This window comes from Ensifer sp. ENS10 (genome assembly GCF_014852025.1).
Classification (GTDB): Bacteria; Pseudomonadota; Alphaproteobacteria; order Rhizobiales; family Rhizobiaceae; genus Ensifer.
Window position 1 is genome coordinate 52,086 of the sequence record NZ_JACVAS010000003.1, and the last position, 20,466, is coordinate 72,551.

Annotated in this window: 15 protein-coding genes; 4 read left to right on the plus strand and 11 right to left on the minus strand. The window is 62.1% G+C overall.

The features are described from left to right. Nucleotides 1-2: 2 nt before the first annotated feature. Nucleotides 3-605 (minus strand): alpha/beta hydrolase, encoded by a 603-nt coding sequence (locus tag IB265_RS13565; RefSeq protein ID WP_057248525.1) that lies wholly within the window; start codon nucleotides 603-605, stop codon nucleotides 3-5. Nucleotides 606-769: 164 nt separating this feature from the next. Beyond that, nucleotides 770-1,702 (minus strand): VOC family protein, encoded by a 933-nt coding sequence (locus IB265_RS13570; protein ID WP_057248526.1) that lies wholly within the window; start codon nucleotides 1,700-1,702, stop codon nucleotides 770-772. A gap of 238 nt (nucleotides 1,703-1,940) precedes the next feature. Here IB265_RS13570 and IB265_RS13575 point away from each other — a divergent pair, with 238 nt between their 5' ends. Together IB265_RS13575 and IB265_RS13580 are read left to right on the plus strand one after the other, a co-directional pair. Then, nucleotides 1,941-3,767, plus strand: coding sequence for a sensor histidine kinase (locus IB265_RS13575; RefSeq protein WP_057248527.1), 1,827 nt, complete (start codon nucleotides 1,941-1,943; stop codon nucleotides 3,765-3,767). Further along, complete coding sequence (locus tag IB265_RS13580) at nucleotides 3,764-5,122, plus strand: sigma-54 dependent transcriptional regulator (protein WP_057248528.1); 1,359 nt, start codon at nucleotides 3,764-3,766, stop codon at nucleotides 5,120-5,122. The genes IB265_RS13575 and IB265_RS13580 overlap by 4 nt, the downstream gene beginning before the upstream one ends. A gap of 86 nt (nucleotides 5,123-5,208) precedes the next feature. Here IB265_RS13580 and IB265_RS13585 read toward each other — a convergent pair whose 3' ends face one another. Genes IB265_RS13585 through IB265_RS13600 form a run of 4 tightly spaced genes read right to left on the minus strand, consistent with a single transcriptional unit; the run spans nucleotide 5,209 to nucleotide 10,510 of the window. Next, nucleotides 5,209-6,810 (minus strand): ABC transporter ATP-binding protein, encoded by a 1,602-nt coding sequence (locus IB265_RS13585; RefSeq protein WP_057248529.1) that lies wholly within the window; start codon nucleotides 6,808-6,810, stop codon nucleotides 5,209-5,211. Between the two features lies 1 nt (nucleotide 6,811). Continuing rightward, nucleotides 6,812-7,942 carry an ABC transporter permease gene (locus IB265_RS13590; RefSeq protein ID WP_057248530.1) on the minus strand — a complete coding sequence of 377 codons (1,131 nt, stop codon included), beginning with the start codon at nucleotides 7,940-7,942 and terminating at the stop codon, nucleotides 6,812-6,814. Continuing rightward, nucleotides 7,935-8,858 (minus strand): oligopeptide ABC transporter permease OppB, encoded by a 924-nt coding sequence (oppB, locus tag IB265_RS13595; protein WP_057248531.1) that lies wholly within the window; start codon nucleotides 8,856-8,858, stop codon nucleotides 7,935-7,937. Before oppB ends, IB265_RS13590 begins: the two co-directional genes overlap by 8 nt. 53 nt (nucleotides 8,859-8,911) lie before the next feature. Then, complete coding sequence (locus IB265_RS13600; RefSeq protein ID WP_057248532.1) at nucleotides 8,912-10,510, minus strand: peptide ABC transporter substrate-binding protein; 1,599 nt, start codon at nucleotides 10,508-10,510, stop codon at nucleotides 8,912-8,914. A 769-nt stretch (nucleotides 10,511-11,279) separates the two neighbouring features. Here IB265_RS13600 and fba point away from each other — a divergent pair. Next, the gene (fba, locus tag IB265_RS13605; protein ID WP_057248781.1) at nucleotides 11,280-12,323 is read left to right on the plus strand and encodes a class II fructose-bisphosphate aldolase; all 1,044 of its coding nucleotides are present in this window, start codon (nucleotides 11,280-11,282) and stop codon (nucleotides 12,321-12,323) included. Between the two features lie 180 nt (nucleotides 12,324-12,503). Here fba and IB265_RS13610 read toward each other — a convergent pair whose 3' ends face one another. The 5 genes from IB265_RS13610 to IB265_RS13630 form a co-directional block, all read right to left on the minus strand. Beyond that, on the minus strand, nucleotides 12,504-14,300 hold the full coding sequence (locus IB265_RS13610) for an ABC transporter ATP-binding protein (protein ID WP_057248533.1): 1,797 nt from the start codon (nucleotides 14,298-14,300) through the stop codon (nucleotides 12,504-12,506). Between the two features lie 11 nt (nucleotides 14,301-14,311). Beyond that, on the minus strand, nucleotides 14,312-15,295 hold the full coding sequence (locus IB265_RS13615; protein WP_057248782.1) for a glycosyltransferase family 2 protein: 984 nt from the start codon (nucleotides 15,293-15,295) through the stop codon (nucleotides 14,312-14,314). Between the two features lie 46 nt (nucleotides 15,296-15,341). Then, nucleotides 15,342-16,445, minus strand: a complete 1,104-nt coding sequence (locus IB265_RS13620; protein WP_057248534.1) for a glycosyltransferase family 2 protein — start codon at nucleotides 16,443-16,445, stop codon at nucleotides 15,342-15,344. A 15-nt stretch (nucleotides 16,446-16,460) separates the two neighbouring features. Next, the gene (locus IB265_RS13625; protein WP_057248535.1) at nucleotides 16,461-17,660 is read right to left on the minus strand and encodes an acyltransferase; all 1,200 of its coding nucleotides are present in this window, start codon (nucleotides 17,658-17,660) and stop codon (nucleotides 16,461-16,463) included. Nucleotides 17,661-17,987: 327 nt separating this feature from the next. Further along, nucleotides 17,988-18,797 (minus strand): MerR family transcriptional regulator, encoded by an 810-nt coding sequence (locus tag IB265_RS13630; RefSeq protein WP_057248536.1) that lies wholly within the window; start codon nucleotides 18,795-18,797, stop codon nucleotides 17,988-17,990. 227 nt (nucleotides 18,798-19,024) lie between these two features. Between IB265_RS13630 and IB265_RS13635 the strand changes: the two genes are divergently transcribed. After that, nucleotides 19,025-20,293 carry a 4-aminobutyrate--2-oxoglutarate transaminase gene (locus IB265_RS13635; RefSeq protein WP_057248537.1) on the plus strand — a complete coding sequence of 423 codons (1,269 nt, stop codon included), beginning with the start codon at nucleotides 19,025-19,027 and terminating at the stop codon, nucleotides 20,291-20,293. Nucleotides 20,294-20,466: the final 173 nt, after the last annotated feature.

A 20,466-nucleotide genomic window follows, 5' to 3' on the forward strand; every position in this document is an offset into this window, starting at 1 on the left:
CGTCAACCTTTCAGGAAACGCCCGATCGCGGCGACCTCGTTCTGGCGGATATCGTGGCCACCCGGGTGCCATTCGGTTTCCGTTACGGCGCCCTGCCCTTGGAAATAGTCTGCCAGGGCCTGCGTCAGCGGCGCCGGGCAGATGGGATCGCGTTCGCCGCCCGTGATCAACACCCGGCGCCCTTTGAGGCCCGCGTTGTCCTTCGGTCGGAACGGGATCAGTGGATGCATGAGCACCGACTTGTCGAAGACACCGTCTTCGATGAGCACATTGGCAAGAATGTTCGCGCCGTTGGAATAGCCAAGGCCGATCACCTCCGAAGCCTGATGCTCGGCGGCCAATGCCTTGACGAAACCGGCCATCTTCTCGGTGGCGCGTGCAAGATCCGCCATGTCGTAGACGCCCTCGCCCGTGCGCTTGAAGAAGCGCGCAGCCCCATATTCCGCCACGTCGCCACGCGGCGAGACGATCGTCGCATCGGGCAGCAGCTCGGACGCGAAGGTGAAGAACTGGTTTTCATCTCCGCCCGTCCCGTGAAAGACGAAGAAGATCGGCTGGCCGGGCTTGCCGGCCTTCAGTTTGTGAACGTAGCCATGATCGACCATTTTTGTCTCCTGGAGCAATTTCCGGAAACGGGTAAACACCCCGTCCGAGATTGCCTGTTTTCAAAGCGTTAGATTCACGGTTTCGACGAAACTGTGAACCGTTCTTCCGTACAATCCGGTGCCGAAGGCTCGCCATAACGGCGAGCCTTCTCTGCATCGACGTGTTAGTCGTCGATCTTCTGCAGGTGGCTTTCCAGAATCGGACGCAGGTGCTTGTGCTGCTGCGGCAGCTTCAGCGCCTCGCCGAGGTGAGCGAGATCCTCGTCCCGGTCGAAGCCTGGCTCGTTGGTGGCGATCTCGAACAGCACGCCCCCCGGCGTGCGGAAGTAGATCGCCCAGAAGTAATCGCGGTCGATGACCGGGGTGACCTGGTAGCCGGTATCCATCAGCGCCTTGCGCACTTCCAGCTGCTTTTCGCGGTTTTCGACGGCAAAGGCGATATGGTGCACCGAACCGGCGCCCTGAGAAGCGCGGCCGATATTCGGCATCGTCTCGAGGTCGATGACGCGCGCATCGTTGCCGCCAGGCACGATCAAACGCGTGACGCCGTCCTTGCGGTCAAGCTCCTCATAGCCCATGAACTTCAGCAGTTCGGCCGTCGCGCCTTCATCACGAAGACGGAGGGCGGCGGAGTGGAAGCCCCGGATCGCGTGATCCGCCGAGATGCCGCCTTCCGTCCAGGGCGTGCGCTGATCGCCCTTGACCTCTACGAGCGCAAAGCCGTCGCCATCAGGGCCGGCAAAGTTCAGGCGCTTCTCGCCGAAGGTTTCTTCGTCCTTGAGACCGGAGATACCCGATGCCGTCAGGCGATCCCGCCAGAAGCCGAGCGAGCCTTCGGGCACGGAGAAGACGGTGGTCCCGACTTCACCGGTACCGGCACGGCCGCGCGGCATGTTCGGGAACGGGAAATAGGTCATGACCGTGCCGGGTGTGCCGGCTTCGTCGCCGTAATAGAGGTGGTAGACATCCGGCGAGTCGAAGTTGACCGTCTTCTTGACGCGGCGCAGGCCGAGCGACTTGGTGAAGAACAGGTTGTTTTCGCGCGCATCGTCGGCCATCGAAGTGACGTGATGCAGACCCTTGATCTGATTGAGCATTGCCGTGATCCTTTCTCTCCGGCGCCACCGGGCGCTCCGTTGGGTCATAGATGCGCTCATCCGGCCGTCGGCGAAAGACGGCGACGGCCAAACGCATTGTCAACATTTCATTGACGACACCAGAGACTCGTCAACAATCATATGCCTGGCAGCGCTGCGCTTGTGACCGGTTGCGCCGATGCATAAGATCGGCTCGCGGCATGTTGCCGTAAGCACGCGAGGAGGCGCGCGGACACCTGTGAAATTTCGCCTGGCTCTTGGATTCCTGCTGTTGCCGCTGCTTGCGACCATGCTGGCCTGGAAAGGCTATGCGGTCACGACAGACAGCTATCTGCGCGAGGCGACCGCTCAAGCCACCACCGCTCTCCGGCTCGCCGTCACGGCGCTCGATGGTCACCTCAACCGCTATCAGGCGCTGCCAGCATTGATCGCCGATCACGAAGACGTTCAGGAACTGGTCACCCGCCCGCGTGATCGGCGACTGAGGGAGGCGGTGAACACCTATCTGAAAGACATCAACGCGCTGCTCCACTCCTCCGATATCTATGTCATCACGCCGGACGGCGATACGATCGCTGCCAGCAACTATGACGGGCCAACGAGCTTCGTCGGCCAGAACTTCAGTTACCGGCCCTATTTCCAGGAAGCGCTTCGCGGACAGCAGTCGCGGTTCTATGCGCTTGGCACCACATCGCTGAAGCGCGGCTACTATTTCGGCTCGCCAATCCAGATCGGCGACGAAATCCGCGGCGTTATCGTCTTCAAGGTCGATGTCGAAAGCATCGAAGCCTCGTGGCAGGGTGGGGAATACAGGATCTTCGTTTCCGATCCCGAAGGCATCATCTTCATGTCCGGGGACCCGGACTGGCTCTATTCCTCTATCCTGCCGCTGACCTCAGACCGCCGCGCGCGCACCGAAGCCTCGAGGCGGTACGCCGACGCCACCCTGCGTCCGCTGCCCATGGCAGAGAGCAACGCGTCCGACCACCGCTTCATGACCGTCTCCTCCGGCGGTTCGAGCCGCGAATACCTCGTGCTCTCCCAATATATGCCGGATGCCGACTGGACCGTGAACGTACTGGTGGATACGGCCTCTGCCTATACGCAAGCGCTGACCACCGTCGCCGCCGCGCTGCTGTTGATCTGTCTTGCCGGCCTTGGCGTGGCCATTGTTCTGCAGCGGCGTGCGCGGCTCAACGAACGCATTTCAATGCAGGCAGAAGCGCAGGTCGAACTCGAACGCCGTGTCGACGAACGCACCGCCGACCTCGCGCGCGTCAATACCCAGATCGAGGAGGAGATCGCCGAACGTCGCCTGACGGAACAGCAGTTGCGCCGCACACAGGCCGACCTGATCCAGGCAGGCAAACTGGCAGGTCTCGGCCAAATGTCCGCGGCGCTTTCGCACGAATTCAACCAGCCACTTGCCGCCGCCAAGACCTATGCCGACAGCGCGGCCCTGCTGATCGAACGTGGTCGCTCCGACGAGGCGACCGACAATATCCGCCGGATCTCCGGGCTCGTCGACCGCATGGCGGCGATCAGCAAGCATCTGCGAAATTTCGCCCGCAAACCGAATGAGAAGCTTGGGCCGGTTCCGGTCGAAGAGGTGGTGCGCGATACGATGGAGATCGTATCGGTTCGGCTGAAGGCCGCAGCGGCAACCATCGACATCGATCTCGGCGATAAACCGCTCGTCGTCCGTGCCGGCTCAGTCCGCCTGCAGCAGGTGCTCGTCAACATCATCTCCAATGCGGCCGATGCGGTCGAGGGGCTTGATGACCGGACCATTCGCCTTCGCGCCCGACAGGAAGACCACAAGGTGGTGCTGACGGTCAGCGATCGGGGACCTGGCATCGCGCCGGCGATTGCCGAGCGTATCTTCGATCCGTTCTTTTCCACAAAGGGCGTCGGCAAGGGGCTGGGCCTTGGCCTTTCGATTTCCTATAACATTATCAAGGATTTCGGTGGCAGTCTTATCGCAACCAACCTTGCGGAAGGCGGCGCCGAGTTCCGGATCGAACTTGCCGCTGAAAACAGCAATGCCCGGGAGGCTGCCGAATGATCGAAAGCCGGATCCTGCTCGTCGACGACGAAGAGGAGGTGCGCCATTCGAGCGCGCAGGCGCTGGAACTGGCGGGTTTCCGCGTCGATGTCTTCGCCGCAGCCGAATGTGCCCTGGAATTCATCAGCTACAGCTTCGCCGGTGTCGTCATCAGCGACATCCGCATGCCCGGCATGGACGGCATGACGCTGCTACAACGCATCCGAGAGATCGATGCCGAGGTGCCGGTCATCCTCGTCACCGGCCATGGCGACGTTCAGCTTGCCGTGCGCGCGATGCGCGAAGGCGCCTATGATTTCGTCGAGAAGCCGTTTGCGGCACAGATGCTCGCTGGCACCATTCGCCGGGCGTTGGACTGGCGCGCGCTCGTTCTGGAAAACCGCCGGCTGAAAGCCGTCGCCGGCAAACGCGACGACATCGAGCAGCGGCTCCCCGGCCGCAGCCAGGTCATGGTCGATCTGCGCTATCGTATCCGCGCCATCGGCGCAGCCGACGCGGACACGCTGATCATCGGCGATACCGGCGTCGGCAAGGAGGTGCTGGCCCGCACGCTGCATGATCTCAGCGCTCGCGCCAACAGCCCGTTCATCGCCATCAACTGCGCGGCCCTGCCGGAGAACCTGATCGAGAGCGAACTCTTCGGCCACGAGCCCGGCGCCTTTCCCGGCGCCATTCGTCCGCGCTACGGCAAATTCGAGCATGGTCGCGGCGGCACCATCCTGCTCGACGAGATCGGCTCGATGCCGTTCGACCTTCAGGCAAAATTCCTGCGCGTCCTCCAGGAACGCGTCATCACCCGCCTCGGATCGAACGAAGTCGTACCGCTCGATGTGCGCTTCATCGCCACCAGCAAGGTCGATCTCGAAAGGGAAGTTGCCGCGGGGCGCTTCCGCGCCGATCTGCTCTACCGCCTCAACGTCGCAACGCTTCGGGTTCCCTCGCTCGCCCAGCGCCGCGCCGATATCCCGCTGCTCTTCCTGCAACTGGTAAGGGAATCTGCGGCACGCTATGGCCGCGATGAAGTCGAGGTCTCGCAAGCCATGCTGGCGGAAATGGCGGAGCGCGACTGGCCGGGCAATGTGCGCGAACTGCGCAACGCCGCCGAGCGGCTGGTGCTCGGGCTTGATTCAGCACCGCTCGATGCCGCGAAGGAAGAGAGCGGCCGGCTTGCCGACAAGGTGGCAGCCTATGAAAAGGGTCTCATCGCCAGCGCCATTGCCGCGCATGGCGGCGCCCTGAAGCCGGTCTACGAGTCTCTCGGCATTTCGCGCAAGACGCTCTACGAGAAAATGCAGAAGTTCGGGCTCGACAAGAAGCTTGTCGCTGCAGATTTCCCGGCCGATGGCGAACTCTGATCAGAGCCCGCGCCGAAACCGCAAGTGCCCGGAATAAAGCAGGGACGCGATCGCTCGCGTCCCTGTCAACTGCGGTATCGGCCGGCTCAGACGTTGAAGGCTGCGCCGATCAGCGTCTTGGTATAGGGCTGCTTCGCCGCCTCGAAGATCGCGTCCGTTTCGCCTTCCTCGACGATCTTGCCGTTCTTCATGACGATCACATAGTCCGACATCGCCTTCACCACCGAAAGATCGTGGCTGATGAAGATGTAGGAGAGCCCATGCGAGCGCTGCAGGTCGCGCAGGAGTTCGATCACCTGACCCTGAACCGAGCGGTCGAGCGCCGAGGTCGGTTCGTCGAGAATGACGACCTTGGGCTTCAGGATCATTGCGCGGGCGATCGCGATGCGCTGCCGCTGGCCGCCCGAGAACTCGTGCGGGTAGCGGTTGCGGGACGCAGGGTCGAGCCCCACTTCCTTCAGCGCTTCTGACGCCCGGCGGTCGCGATCGGCACGGCTGAGCTCGGGCTCGTGCACTTGCAGGCCTTCGGTGATGATCTCACCGACGGTGCGCCGGGGTGAAAGCGAGCCGTACGGATCCTGGAAGACGAGTTGCAACGTGCGACGCAGCGGCCGCATCTGCCCGCGGTCGAAGCCGGAAATATCCGTCGTCCCGAAACGATAGTAGCCGCTGCTCGGCAGAAGCCTTAGAAGCGCACGACCGAGCGTCGACTTGCCGGAACCGGACTCGCCGACGACGCCGATCGTCTGCCCCTCTTGCAGGCGCAGATTGACGTTGTCCACCGCACGGAAGACAGACTTCCCACCCCGGAAAAGCCCGCCGCCGATCTGATAGTCGACACAGACGTCGCGGCCTTCGAGAATGATCGGCGCGCTGTCGGCCGGCGACGCCTTGCGGCCGCTCGGCTCGGCCGCGAGCAGCATCTTCGTGTAGTCGGCCTGCGGCCGCTCGAAGATGTCAGCCGTCGTGCCTCTCTCCACCACTTCGCCGCGACGCATCACCGCAACGCGGTCCGCGAAGTGCTTGACGATGCCGAGGTCGTGCGTGATCAGCACGATCGCCATGCCGAAGCGCTTCTGCAGCGACTTGAGCAGATCAAGGATCTGCGCCTGGATCGTCACGTCGAGCGCCGTCGTCGGTTCGTCCGCGATCAGGAGATCCGGGTCGTTGGCAAGCGCCATGGCGATCATCACGCGCTGACGCTGGCCACCCGAAAGTTCATGCGGATAGCTGTCGATGCGGCGCCCAGGTTCCGGGATGCCGACGAGCTCGAGCAGTTCAAGCACGCGCGCCCGCGCCTGTTTGAACGTGCCGCCCCGATGGTGCACGATCGGCTCGGCGATCTGGCGGCCGACGGGATAGAGCGGATCGAGCGAGGTCATCGGCTCCTGGAAGATCATGGTGACCTTCGCACCGCGCACCTCGTTCAGCGCCTTGGGCGGCAGGCCCACAAGCTCCTGGCCGCGGTAACGCGCGGAGCCGGTGACCTCACCGTTCTTGGCGAGCAGGCCCATGATGCCCATCATCGTCTGGCTCTTGCCGGAGCCGGACTCGCCGACGACCGCAAGCGTTTCACCGGTACGGACGTCGAGATCGATGCCCTTGACCGCTTCCACCGTGCCATCAGGCGTCGAGAAGTTCACCTTGAGGCCGCGAACGGCCAGGATGGTTTCCTTGGTATCTGCCATGTCAGCGATCCTTCGGGTCGAGCGCGTCGCGCAGGCCGTCGCCAACGAAATTCAGCGAGAACAGCGTCAGGACAAAGAAGATGGCCGGGAAGATGAGCAGCCACGGCGCCGACTGGATGTTGTTTGCGCCTTCCGAGATCAGCGCTCCCCAGCTCGTCAGCGGCGCCTGAACGCCGAGGCCAAGGAAGGAGAGGAAGCTCTCGAGCAGGATCACCTTGGGCACGACGACGGTCACGAAAACGATGACCGGACCGATCGTATTGGGGATGATGTGCCGGCGGATGATCTGCCAATCGGTCAGGCCGAGTGCCTGCGCGGCGCCGACGAACTCGCGCCGCTTGAGCGCAAGCGTCTGGCCGCGCACGATACGGGCCATGTCGAGCCATTCCACCGCCCCGATCACCAGGAAGATCAGGATGAACGAGCGACCGAAGAACACGACGAGAACGACGACGAGGAAGACGAAGGGCAGAGAATACATGATCTCCACCAGTCGCATCATGACGTTGTCGACGCGGCCGCCGATATAGCCCGATGTCGCGCCGTAGACGACGCCGATGCCGAGCGAAACGAGGCTCGCCAGCAGGCCGACGGCTATCGAGATCTGGCCACCGAGCATGACGCGGACCAGAAGATCGCGACCGTTGGAATCGGTGCCGAAGGGGAAGTATTCCCGGTCGACCTGACCGGTCACTTTCAGCGTGCGGCCGTCATCTTCCGTTGCCACCACCTGGGTGTCGCGGAACTCGTTGGCGCGATCGAAATAGCGCGTTGCGCGCGCATCGATCGGCTGTTCCGAGGTGATCGTCGCGGTGAAGGTCTCACCCTCGAGATTGAACTCCTTGAGCGTGACGCGGGCGCGGGTCGCGATGCCTTCCATCACCCCCTGCAACGTCGAAACGTCGGGCCGCGGCTCGAGGCTGGGGGCTTTCGTGACGTATGACGGAAACACCTGGTCATAGGTATGCGGCACAAACAGCGGACCTAAGAACGAGAACAGCGCGATCAGTGCCAGCATCACGCAACCGGCCATGGCGGCACGGTTGCGCTTGAAGCGCATGGCGGCGAGCTGGAAGAGGCTGCGCCCCTTGGTTTCCGGTGTCACCACCGGGGTCTGGACGATATCAGTCATGGCGAACCCTCGGATCGAGCAGGCCGTAGAGAATGTCGACCAGGAGATTGAAAACGATGACGAAGATTGCAACGAGAATGACCGTGCCCATCACCAGCGTATAGTCACGGTTGATCGCGCCGAGGACGAAGTAACGGCCGACACCCGGAATGGTGAAGATCGTCTCGACGACAGCCGAACCGGTCAGCAGCGCCGCGGCACAGGGTGCGAGATAGGACACGACCGGCAGCATCGCGCCGCGCATCGCGTGGGTCACCACAACCGTTCGCGCAGGTAGGCCGTAGGCCCTGGCGGTTCGGATGTGGTCGGTGTGAAGCGCCTCGATCATCGATCCGCGTGTCAGGCGCGCGAAAACCGCAACCTGCGGCAGTGCCAGCGCAATCATCGGCAGGATCAGGGAGCGGAACGATCCATCACCCCAACCGCCGGAGGGAACCCACGAAAGGCCGACCGCGAATATCAACACGAGCACCGGACCGACAACGAAGTTCGGCACGGTGACGCCGATCGTCGAGACCGACATGATCGCAAAATCGAGAATGCTGTTCTGCCTGAGCGCGGCGATCGTGCCGGCAGTCACGCCGCCGATGAGAGCAAGCAACAGCGCGTAGAAGCCGAGCTCCATCGAATAGGGCAGACCCTTGCTGATCAATTCAGCGACATTGTTGTCTTTATAGACATAGCTCGGGCCGAAGTCGCCGGTCACAGCATTGCTGAGATAGTGCGTGTATTGGCGCCAAAGGGGCTGGTCGAGCTGATACGTCTTCATCAGGTTCGCCATCGTTTGTGGCGGAAGAGGACGCTCGAGGTTGAAGGGGCCACCAGGGGCGAACCGCATCAGGAAGAAGGATATGGTGACGACGATAAACAAGGTCGGCACCGCACTCGCCAATCGGCGGAGGATGAAGGAAATCATGGACGTGCTCCGGAGGCGACGCGCGGCCTGTTACCGCGCGTCGTCTCTGTTCGTTATTCGGCGATGCTCAGGAACTTGCTGAGGTGCTCGTTCGGAGCATTGTCCGCCCAGCCCTTGACGCGGCTGGCAACCAGCCACAGGTCGGCCTGGGTCAGAAGCGGAGCGATCGGCTGTTCCTTCATCAGCAGCGCTTCTGCTTCATGCATCAGCTTCGAGCGGGCTGCCGGATCCTGCTCGTCGTAGGACTTCTTCATCAGGCCGTCGAATTCAGCGTTTTCGAAGTGGCCGTAGTTGAAGGTCTTGTTGGAGCCGACGCTGAGTGCCAGGAAGTTCTCTGCGTCCGCGTAGTCCGCCTGCCAGCCGGCACGGGCAACGTTGAACTTGCCGCCTTCCTGCAGGTAGGCGTAGTGCGAGGACACGTCGAGGTTCACCAGCGACACCTTGGCGCCGAAGGTGTTCTTCCACATGTCGGCGACAGCGGTCGCAACACGCTCGTGGTTCGGGTTGGTGTTATAGCGCAACTCGATATCGAGCGGCTTGCCACCTTCGCCGTAGCCGGCTTCCTTCATCAGGGCGACGGCCTTGTCTTCACGGTCGAGCTGCGACAGCGTGCCGAACTCGGCCTTGGACGGCTCACCGTAGCTTTCGATGCCCGGGGGGACCATCGAATAGGCGGGGAGCTGCGAACCGGCATAGATTTCCTTGGCGAGGAAGTCGCGGTCGACGGCCATGGACAGAGCCTGGCGGACGCGCACGTCGCTATAGGGCTCCTGACGGGTGTCGAAGGCGTAATAATACGTCGCGAGCGACGGCGAAACATGGACCTGATCGCCGTAGGACGTGCGCAGACGCCCGATCTGATCAGCCGAGAAGTTGTAGACGAGATCCATTTCCTTGGCTTCGAAACGGCGAACCGAAGCGGCCTGGTCGTCGATCGGGTAGAAGATGACCTTGTCGAGCTTGACGTTGGCCGCATCCCAATAGTTGGCGTTCTTGACGACGGTCAGGCTGTCGTTCGGAACGTGGGCGGCGAGCGTGAACGCGCCGTTCGAAACCATGACACCCGGCTTGACGAAGTCAGCGCCGTTCTTTTCGACGCTTGCCTTGCTGACCGGAAGCGCGGTCTGGTGCGCCAGCAGTTCCAGGAAGAACGGGGTCGGGCGCTCAAGCGTGATTTCGAGCGTCTTTTCGTCGACAGCCTTCACGCCGAGCTGGTCGGTCGGCAGTTCACCCTTGTTGACCTTTTCGGCGTTCTTGATCGGGAAGAGAATGTTGGCATAGCCGGCCGCGGTCTTCGGATCTTCGACGCGGCGGATGGAGAAGACAAAGTCTTCTGCCGTTACCGGCGAACCGTCCGACCACTTTGCATCGGCGCGCAGCTTGAAGGTGTAGACCGTACCGTCGTCCGAGAGCTCCCACGTTTCAGCGACACCTGGGACGATCTTGGCAGCGGCGTCATAGATCGTCAGGCCCTCGTAGAGGTCCTTGAGGATGAACGCTTCGATGTTGATCGAGGTATGGGCCTGATCCAGGGTTTGCGGCTCACCCGCATTGCCGCGATGCAGGACAGCTTCGGCGAGCGCCGGGCTTGCTCCGATGAGCAGCGAACCGATCAGCGCGGCAGCGCTAAGGTTGAGTTTCAGTGATGCCATTTTGTTTCTCTCCTTCCCCTTGTTTTGGGTTTGTGATCGCAGGAGAGAAGTGCAAATCGTCCTCAAACGCAAGGCGGATTCTGCGGCTGTCTGCATCTTTATCTATAGGACAGAATTCCTTCTATCCTATAGGTTGTATTTCGTTTGCGATTCTTTTCGTCGCCTTTGCGACGGACGTGTGACGGAAGCAGGGCAATTTCGGGAAATCTCCTGCAACGTTTTAGGTCGGCAATTTTTGTCGACAAAACACGGCCGCAGCCACCGTCGAATCATCGACCGTGCAAACTTTGTGAATTTTGCCGGCAGTTTACGTAATGTGCGTAAAGAATGGCGCCGTTCGCCGCAATCTTCTTGCGAACCCCTCACTTCATGTAGACAGACTGTTTCCACCGCGCACTCGACCGGCATGGTGTGCAGTACGAAATATACACGCACCGGTCGCAAATGCGACTCTTGCCTTCCTCCCCTCAAAGGCACCACCAGAAAGTGAAACCAGTTCACCGGAAAGGTGTTGCATCCAGTCCACAGTAAAATCGATTGAAGCGCGTTTCGACCTCTGGCAACCTGCCTTTTGCCCGGTTGTCAAACCACTTCGATGAACTATTGTGCGCCTGACTTCGGTGGGCGCGACCAATTCGCGCGCGCTGTCACGCCGCACGGAAATTCCGGCCATCGCTTGCCTGCGATGATGTTCATGCGGCGCTTCAAGCCGGGATTGTTTTTGTGGCGCACCGGGAAGGCTGCGCCGAGCACCAAGGGAGAATACCGAATGGCATTGATCACATTGCGGCAACTGCTCGACCATGCGGCGGAGAACGATTACGCGCTGCCGGCGTTCAATGTGAACAATCTCGAATACATTCAGGCCGTTATGCGCGCCGCCGATGCCACCGACAGTCCGGTGATCCTTCAGGCAAGCCGCGGCGCCCGTTCCTATGCGGGTGATGCGTTCCTGCGCCACCTGATCCTGGGTGCTGCCGAGGAATACCCGCATATCCCCGTCTGTCTGCACCTCGACCACGGCGACCAGCCGTCGACCTGCATCTCGGCCATCACCAACGGCTTCACCTCCGTCATGATGGACGGCTCGCTCGAAAAGGACGGCAAGACCGTCGCCAGCTATGAATACAATGTCGCCGTCACCGCAGAGGTCGTGAAGATCGCGCATGCGGCCGGCGTTTCGGTCGAAGGCGAACTCGGCTGCCTCGGCAACCTCGAGACCGGCGCCGGAGACAAGGAAGACGGCCACGGCTTCGAAGGCAAGCTGTCGCGCGAGGAACTACTGACCGATCCGGACCAGGCGCTCGATTTCGTCACCAAGACCGGTGTCGATGCACTGGCCGTCGCCATCGGCACCAGCCACGGCGCCTACAAGTTCACCCGCGAGCCCGATGGCGACATCCTGTCGATCGAGACGATCGCCAAGATCAACAAGAAGCTGCCGAACACGCATCTGGTCATGCATGGCTCGTCGTCGGTGCCGAAGGATCTTCAGGATCTCTTCAACACCTATGGCGGCAAGATGAAGCCGACCTGGGGCGTTCCGGTCTCTGAAATCCAGAAGGCGATCCCGCTTGGCGTGCGCAAGGTCAACATCGACACCGACCTGCGCCTCGCGATGACCGGCACGATCCGCAAGAACTTCGCCGAAAACCCGGAGAATTTCGACCCGCGCAACTACCTGAAGCCGGCAACCGCGCTGATGACCGAGGTCTGCAAGGAGCGCTTCGAAGCCTTCCGCACGGCCGGCAAGGCATCGAAGATCCGCACGCTGCGCCTGCCGGAAATGGCAAAGCGCTACGCGGCAGCCTGATCCCGAGGACCCGCCCGCTTTCCGCTTACATCATTGAGACCACGGGAAGCGGGCGGCCTATTCCTATGAGAAACAAACCGGCGCGGCCCGTGATCATACGGCCGCGCGCCGATTTCGTTTCGGTCATCGAAGGCTGGGATCGGCCAAGCGAACTGGAGAGAACGGGGACAAGGCCCCCCCTCAAGCCCGCTGCCTTTTCGCGGTTTCGTGCTCGTAAAGCTGATCCATGCTCAAGGCGGCCACGTCGGCGAAAGCTGTCTGACCTTTCACTTGGCCGCCGCCGAGAATGACGACCTCGTCGCAGAACGAGATCGTGCTGCGGTGATGGCTGATGACGATCGTCGTGCGGCGTCCCGCTCTCGACTTCAGCGTCTCGACGATGGCCGCTTCCGATAGCCCGTCGACCGCGTTGGTGGCTTCGTCCAGGATCAGGATATCCGGATCACGCACCAGGGCCCTGGCGAGCGCGACCCGCTGCCGCTGCCCGGCCGAAAGGCTGGCACCTCGATAGCCGACGACGGTTTGATAGCCCTGCGGCAAGCCTTCGATGAAGCCATGCGCTTCGGCCATCCTGGCCGCATGCTCCACTTCGGCTGCGGTGGTCGCCTCCCGGCCATAGGTGATGTTCTCCAGGATCGTTCCATCAACCAGTTCCAGGTCCTGGCTCGCGAGCGCGATCCGGCTTCGCCATTGCACCGGGTCGATCCGGTTCAGCGGGACATCGTCGACGAGAATGTTTCCCTCATCCGGCTCGACGAAGCGGCATAGCAGATTGACGATCGTCGTCTTGCCGGCACCGGACCGGCCAATAAGCGCCGTCGAACGGCCGCCTCGGATTTCGAACGCCGCCGACTGCAGCACGACGTCTCGGGAACCCGAGCTCGGATAGCGGAAAGTGACGTCATCAAATCTGAGCCGCTGCCGCAGCCCGCTGAAAGGCTCCCTCCCCTCCGGCGGCCGCGGCTTGCCGGACGAGTCCAACAACCAATGCACCTCCTCCAGCGATCCGCTCCAGCCCTGGATCTGGCTCCAGGACAATTGCAAGGCACGCACATGCGGCTGCAAACGATAGAGCAGAACCACGAAGGCAACGATCACAGGAAAACTGATGCCGGCAGACCAGGCACTGACGACCACTCCAAGGAAGAGAGCGGAGTGGAGCGTCTCGGTCAGCGGTGGCAGCATGCCCTGGCGGGCCTGTAGTGCGAAGGCGGCGCGCCTGACCGAATCCGACGCCCCATCGAACGCGGCCTTCTCCCGCGCCTCCTGCCCGAATATCCGGATCAGGCGGCCGGCGTGGACCAGGTGGAGCATGCGTGCCGCCAGCTCGCCGTTGAAGGAGGTGACATCGCGGCTCGGCCCCGTGAGGGTTGCAGACAGGACGTAGTGTACGAGCTGCACGAGAACGAGGCCGAGCGCCACGAACAACGTCATCTGCCAGGACAACAGCAGCAGGAACGCGAGCAGGATGACGGCGGCCGCGCCATTCACAAGGGCAGCAAGTACGGTTTGTATCGCGTCGGATGCTCGCCAGGACTCGTTCGAAATGATGTTGAGCAAGCGCCCGGGATTCTCCTTCATGAAGAACGGGTAGCCGATGCGCAGCAACTGACCCGACAGTGCGCTTCGGATCGCGTGGCCAGCCTTGCCGTAGATGAAGGTTGCAAGCACCGTGTTGGCAAAAGCCAGGACGTTCTTGAGACAGATCAGCCCAAAGGCAGCAGCGGCGATGACGATCAGCCTTTCGCGATCGTCCAGTCCCGATCCGACCTGCTGGAAAAGAGAGGAGACGCCGCTCAGTGCCGCCGGATCTTGGTCGCCGGCAATAATGCCCAGCATGGGAATGATGAGGCCGATACCGACGCCCTCCAGTGCCGCGCTGCAGAGGCCGAGGACCACCACGAGCGGAAGCAGACGCATCTGGCCATCCAGTGCATTGCGCAACAGCTGCAGGCTCGGCAAGAGAATTCTGAACATCGCGGCCGTCCTCAGCGCTGGAGTTGCTCTCGGGCCCGTTGTTCGACCGGGCCCGTTGTCCGCTCGGCGACGGACAGGCTCATGAACTTGAGAGCGCCGAGCAGGTTCATGAAAACGATTGGCCAATGCGACAGGTGCAGGACGGGGTCGAACCGGGGGCCGCCGAAGACTTCCCTGATAGCCGACCGGACGGTCCAACAGAAATGCCGCAGCAACCATGGTGTCGTGCGGATATGCTTCATGCAAAGCGCGCCGTTGCCGAAACTGTAGTTGCGGTGAAGCCTCTCGATTGCCAGGCGGGTGCGTCGGCCGTGGTGATGGAAGACGAGCATGTCGGGGACATATTCGATCGGGATACCGAGCCTGTAGGCGCGCAGCAGATAGTCGGTGTCTTCGGCCGACTGCAGGGAGGTGCCGGCGCCGAAGCGTTCGTCGAATGCCCCGACACGCAGCGCAACCTCGCGATGCATCGTCATGTTGCAGCCCAAGACGAAGCCACCCGGATGAATGTCACACGTCAACCGCTCACGCGCGTTCGATCGTTTGATCGTGAAGGGCAGGTCTCTGGCATCTCCGAGTTCCACGCGGCCGCCGCGAATGATTCCGCTTTCGCCGCTTGCGTAGTGGCGCTCCAGGTCAGCCAGATAGTTCGTGTCGATTTCACAATCGTCGTCGATGAAAACCAGAATGCCGCCACGCGCGCGTGCCATGGCCGTGTTGCGCGCCGCAGCGAGGCCCGGTCGGGTATCGATGAGGTGCGTGATTGCCAGCGGGGAAGCGGAAACCATCCGGGCAATGCGTTCAGGCGTGTCATCGGTCGAACCGTTGTCAACAACGATCAACTCGCACCGGCCGGCAGCATGGGTGCCACAAACTGTCTCGATCGATCGAATGCAGGTCTCGAGCGCCGCCGCACGATTGCGCGTGCAGACGATAAAGCTTGCGAAAAGCGCGTTGCGTGCGGGGGGCGACGGCGGCCGTGGCGTCTCCACCATGTCGCTGCGTTCCGCCGCTGTCCACTTCAGGCCCTCGACGGTCATGCTAGCGCATCCCTTGCTGCGGAAGGACGCTCGTCGCAGGCACGGATTGCAGATACCGCGACACAGCATCCAGCCGGCTTGAAGCAGCCAACGTCATGCGGCTGCACCATGGCACTCGAGCGCCGGCGATTAGGCCATATCGTTCCCGGCGACGGATGAGCCCCCATTTTCTCGTCTGCGTCAAAAACTCGTGGGTGAGTTCCGGCCGCCGCTCGTCGCTGACGAGCTGATAGAGAAAATAGAAGAAATTCAGCGCGCCCGCCTCGTATCCGGCGCGGGTTTCCGCAGGAAGCGCCGAGACCCTGGCCTCAAGCGAGAGAATACACGCAGCGGCACGCCCTATCGTTTCCGACGTCACTGCGAGGCCGATATCATTCAAGGCAGAGGGACCGTCGCAAAGCTCTTCGCGTTCGAGATTTTCGCCGACGATCTGCAAATGCGTGCGGCGCATCTGGCGCTTATGCGTGTTCGTAACGCTGTTGCCGTGAATGCGGTAAGCGATCAGCGCCTCGTCGATCATCACGGCCGGAAAACGCTCGGCAACCCTTCGGAAGAGATCGAAATCCTCCGCATGCACGTAATGCGCATCATAGGTCAGCATATCCTGCGGGATGACGCGCCTGTTGAAGACGACGGTCGAGTGGATGAAGATCGTGAAGAACTTCGACAGCGCCCGCAGGCTCGCCGGCTGATAGATCGGGTTGGGCGTGCCGCGGATGATACGGTCGCCAAGCAGCGTGTCGATACCCGAGCCGCACAGCGCAAGCTCCGGCTGCCGCTGGAACAGCGACACCTGGCGTGACAGTCGCGAGGGATAGGAAATATCGTCCGCGTCCATTCTGGCAATGAGGTCGCCCTTCGCCAGCGTGAGGCCTTCGTTCAAGGTCGCGATCAGACCGCGATTTTCGCGCGAGACGATGGTGATGCGGTCGTCCGCCTGCTGATAGCGTCGCATGATTTCCAGCGAACGATCGCGCGAACCGTCGTCGATAGCGATGATCTCCAGCCGTCGATAATCCTGCTTCAGAATGCTCTCAAGCGCCGCAGCCAGATAGGGCTCGGCGTTGTAGACGGGCAGCAGGACGGAAACCAACGGAACGGTCATGGGCATTCTCGAACGTTATTGCAGATCTGAAGCATGGAGCGCATTTTCCCTGCCAGCGGCGTCCGTGCGATAGGTCGGCTGCGGCCGCTCACCCTTTTTCCCCTGCAGCCAGTTGACAGAGCTTCCGGCATTTGGGGCCGATCTACTCCGCCGGCCGCCCGCGCGAAGGTAGGGGAAGTACCGTTTCAGGGCGTTGAGCGGTTTCTCGAAGGCGAGCCAGGAGACGGCCGCGACGACCAAAGTGGCGGAACCGGCAACGAGCAAACGCCCGAAGCCCTGTTCGGAAACATTGACCGGTATCCACGCCTGCGCCTTGACGACCAGCGCCAACACGACCGGATGAAACAGGTAGACGCCATAACTGACGCGCCCGAGCGCCGTCAGCGGCGGGAGTTCGAGCAGCCTGCCGAAATCGTTGCGGAACCCGGCGGAGGCGCTGCCCACCAACATTGCAAGCGGAACCAGGGGCGAAACTTCAAGGCCGATCCACACCAGCCAATCGGGCACCGGCCCCATTGCAGTCGAGCGCGCCCAAAGGAGGACGAGCGACAGGATGGAAAGCGGCAGCCAGCTGGCCGCCATCCATCGCGGCCAGGCTGTGACATGCGATCGGTGGACGGCCAGGAGGGCACCCGCCGCCAGCGCATCCATCGAGGCCGGCGGCAGCAGATCGCGCGCGAGCGAGGGGGCGCCTGTCAGCGGCCAATAGAAGCGGTAGGCCAGCGAACAGGCAATCACACCGACACAAAGCCGCCCGAGCAGACGGCGCGGCGTCAGCAGAACGAGAAGCGGCCAGACGATATAGAACTGCTCTTCTATGCTGAGACTCCAGGTGTGGCAGAGCACCCACGGTGTCCACGCGTCCTTGACCGCGTACCAGAAGTTCGAGAGGTAAAGCGCGTGCCAGACCCAGCCTTCCCTGGCGCCCTCCAGGTTGAACAGCCACAGGACGCCCAGCATGCCGAAATAGGGTGGGAAGATACGCAAGGCGCGACGCGCGTAGAAGGATCTGAGAGCCGTCGCCGGTTCGAACTGAGCGGCGGAACGGGCGTCGAGCAATAGCCGCGTGATCAGAAAGCCGCTGAGAATGAAGAACAGCCGCACACCGATGTGTCCCCAATGGGAATCGTCCGCGGCAAAAAAATGCGCGTACAGAACCATGGAAACGGCAGCGGCCCGCAACCCGTCCAACTGACGGTCGCGCGTATTCAACATTGAACATCCCCTCGGAGTTCCGACCCTTGCGGGCCCTGTTCCTTGTGGAGCCAACTCTCTGGTCAGCTACGATTTTTGCCGCAAGGTTGCCATTTGCTTCAAGAGAAGCGTGAAAGGTCTGATCGGTCGCACGACGCATTGAAGGCGGCGCCTAAAACTCTAGGGTCGAATAGGGCCAAACTTTGACCGCTGGAATGGCGGCAGCGCGCCGAGCTCGCCTGCGGGCGGTCGACCGTGACGACCGAGGCGCCGGTCACCGCCGCCGGGCCGAGGCCGCAAGCCCTTGTATTGTTTCAGAAACGAAAGCGCCTCAAGTCGGCCGGGGCCTTAGAATGTCGGTGGCGTATTGACCCAAAGAAGGACGGTTTCACCGTCGTGCCGGTTCGTCCAGGCATGGCGCCTCTTGCTCTCGAAATAGAGCGAGTCGCCGACGCCGAGGTCGTAGAACTGGTCGCTGTCGAGGATGAACTCAACCCGGCCCGAGAGAACATAGACGAACTCCTCGCCCTCGTGCCGGTAGGCGCCCTCGCTGGAAGCCCCCGGTTCCAGCACGAAGCGGTGGCAATCCATCTGGTTGCGGCCGTCGGCCAGCAGTTGCACGGTGACGCCGGGCGTCGTGCGCGGCCAGGTCCGCCATTCGCCGGCTCGCACCACGGCCCGCGCATCCGCTTCCTCCTCGCCGGAGAGGCTGGAAACGGTGGTTCCGAAGTATTCCGCGATGTTGTGCAGGACGGCCACCGAGACACCCTGCGAGGTGCGTTCCAGCGTCGAGAGCACCGATGCGGCGATGCCGATGTCGCCGGCAACCTGCTCGAGCGTCTTTCCTGCCGCGTGCCGCAAGCTTCTGAGCTTGCGGCCGACCTGATTGTCGCCGCCCTCGCCCGCGCTCGAAACAGCGTCGTCCCCGGCACCTTCCGCCTCAAGCGCCTCGCGGATCGCGGCCGGGTTCAGCCCACGTTCGACGCGGAACCAGGCGATGCGCTTCAGCCGGGCAAGATCGCCCTCCGTATATTGCCGATGTCCCGTCGGCGAGCGCTCGGGCACGACCAACCCTTGCGTCTCCCATAACCTCAGAGTCGAAGCGGAGACCCCCGCCAGACGCGCCGCCTCGGCAACCTTGTAGCGCACAGCGCCCATTCCAACTTCCCTTTACCGCCCGCCGGCGCTGCACGAATCCGTGCAGTTCAGACGTGTCCGCAACCTTACCCGTCACGATTGAGATCTGACAAGGACGCCGCATCAGCGCCCGTGTTGTCTCGATCACCAAATTTGATTTGCAATCGACTGTGAAAGGTGTACCACTTCCAGAATAAACTTGCAGAAAAAATGCAATATATTAGCTCCAGACGTGACAGGAACGCGCCATGACCAGCCTCACCGACCGCAAGAACGCCGCCATCTCCCGCGGCGTCGGCATGACCACCCAGATCTACGCCGATCGCGCGGAAAACTCGGAGATCTGGGACAAGGAAGGCAATCGCTACATCGACTTCGCCTCCGGCATTGCGGTCGTCAACACGGGCCATCGTCACCCCAAGGTCATTGAGGCGGTCAAGGCGCAGATCGATCGCTTCACCCATACCTGCCATCAGGTCGTGCCTTACGAATCCTACGTGCACCTCGCCGAGCGCCTGAACGCGCTGACGCCCGGTAACTTCGCCAAGAAGACGATCTTCGTCACCACCGGTGCCGAAGCTGTCGAAAATGCCGTCAAGATCGCGCGCGCCTCGACCGGTCGCCAGGCGGTCATCGCCTTTTCCGGCGGCTTCCATGGCCGCACCTTCATGGGCATGGCACTGACCGGCAAGGTCGTTCCCTATAAGGTCGGCTTCGGCGCGATGCCGGGCGACGTCTTCCACGCCCCCTTCCCGATCGAACTGCACGGCATTACTACCGAACAGTCGCTCGCAGCACTCAAGAAGCTCTTTGCCGCCGATGTCGATCCGGGCCGTGTCGCCGCGATCATCCTGGAGCCGGTGCAGGGCGAAGGTGGTTTCTACCCCGCGCCCGCCGCTTTCATGAAGGCGCTGCGCGAAATCTGCGACCAGCATGGCATCCTTCTGATCGCCGACGAGGTCCAGACCGGCTTTGCCCGCACCGGCAAGATGTTCGCCATGGACCATCACGACGTTGCGCCTGACCTCATCACCATGGCCAAGAGCCTTGCCGGCGGCTTCCCGCTCGCCGCCGTCACCGGCCGCGCCGAAGTCATGGATGCGCCGGCCCCCGGCGGCCTTGGCGGCACCTATGGCGGCAACCCGCTAGGTATCGCCGCCGCCCATGCGGTGCTCGATGTCATCGCCGAAGAGAAGCTGTGCGAACGCGCCGAGCAGCTCGGCGGCCGGCTCAAGCAGCGCCTTGCCGCCATCCGCGAACAGGCACCCGAGATCGTCGACATCCGCGGCCCCGGCTTCATGAATGCCGTCGAGTTCAACGACGTGAAGACCAACCTGCCGAGCGCCGACTTCGCCAACAAGGTTCGCCTGATCGCGCTGGAAAAGGGACTGATCCTCTTGACCTGCGGCGTGCATGGCAACGTCATTCGCTTCCTGGCGCCGATCACCATCCAGGACGAAGTCTTCGCCGAAGCGCTCGACATTCTCGAAGCGTCGATCCTCGCGGCGCGTGGTTGACGCCCGACCAGGCGACCGCTAACGCGGTTGCCCGGTGCATAATTCCTCAAATCGGGATCGACTTGAGGACAAAATTATGCAGCAATTCAAAGTGCTACAGCGACTTAGCGCGTCTATTCAGACGCGTGAAGCTCGGGTGCCGACGTCGATCGGCACCCGCAATAACAAGCAAA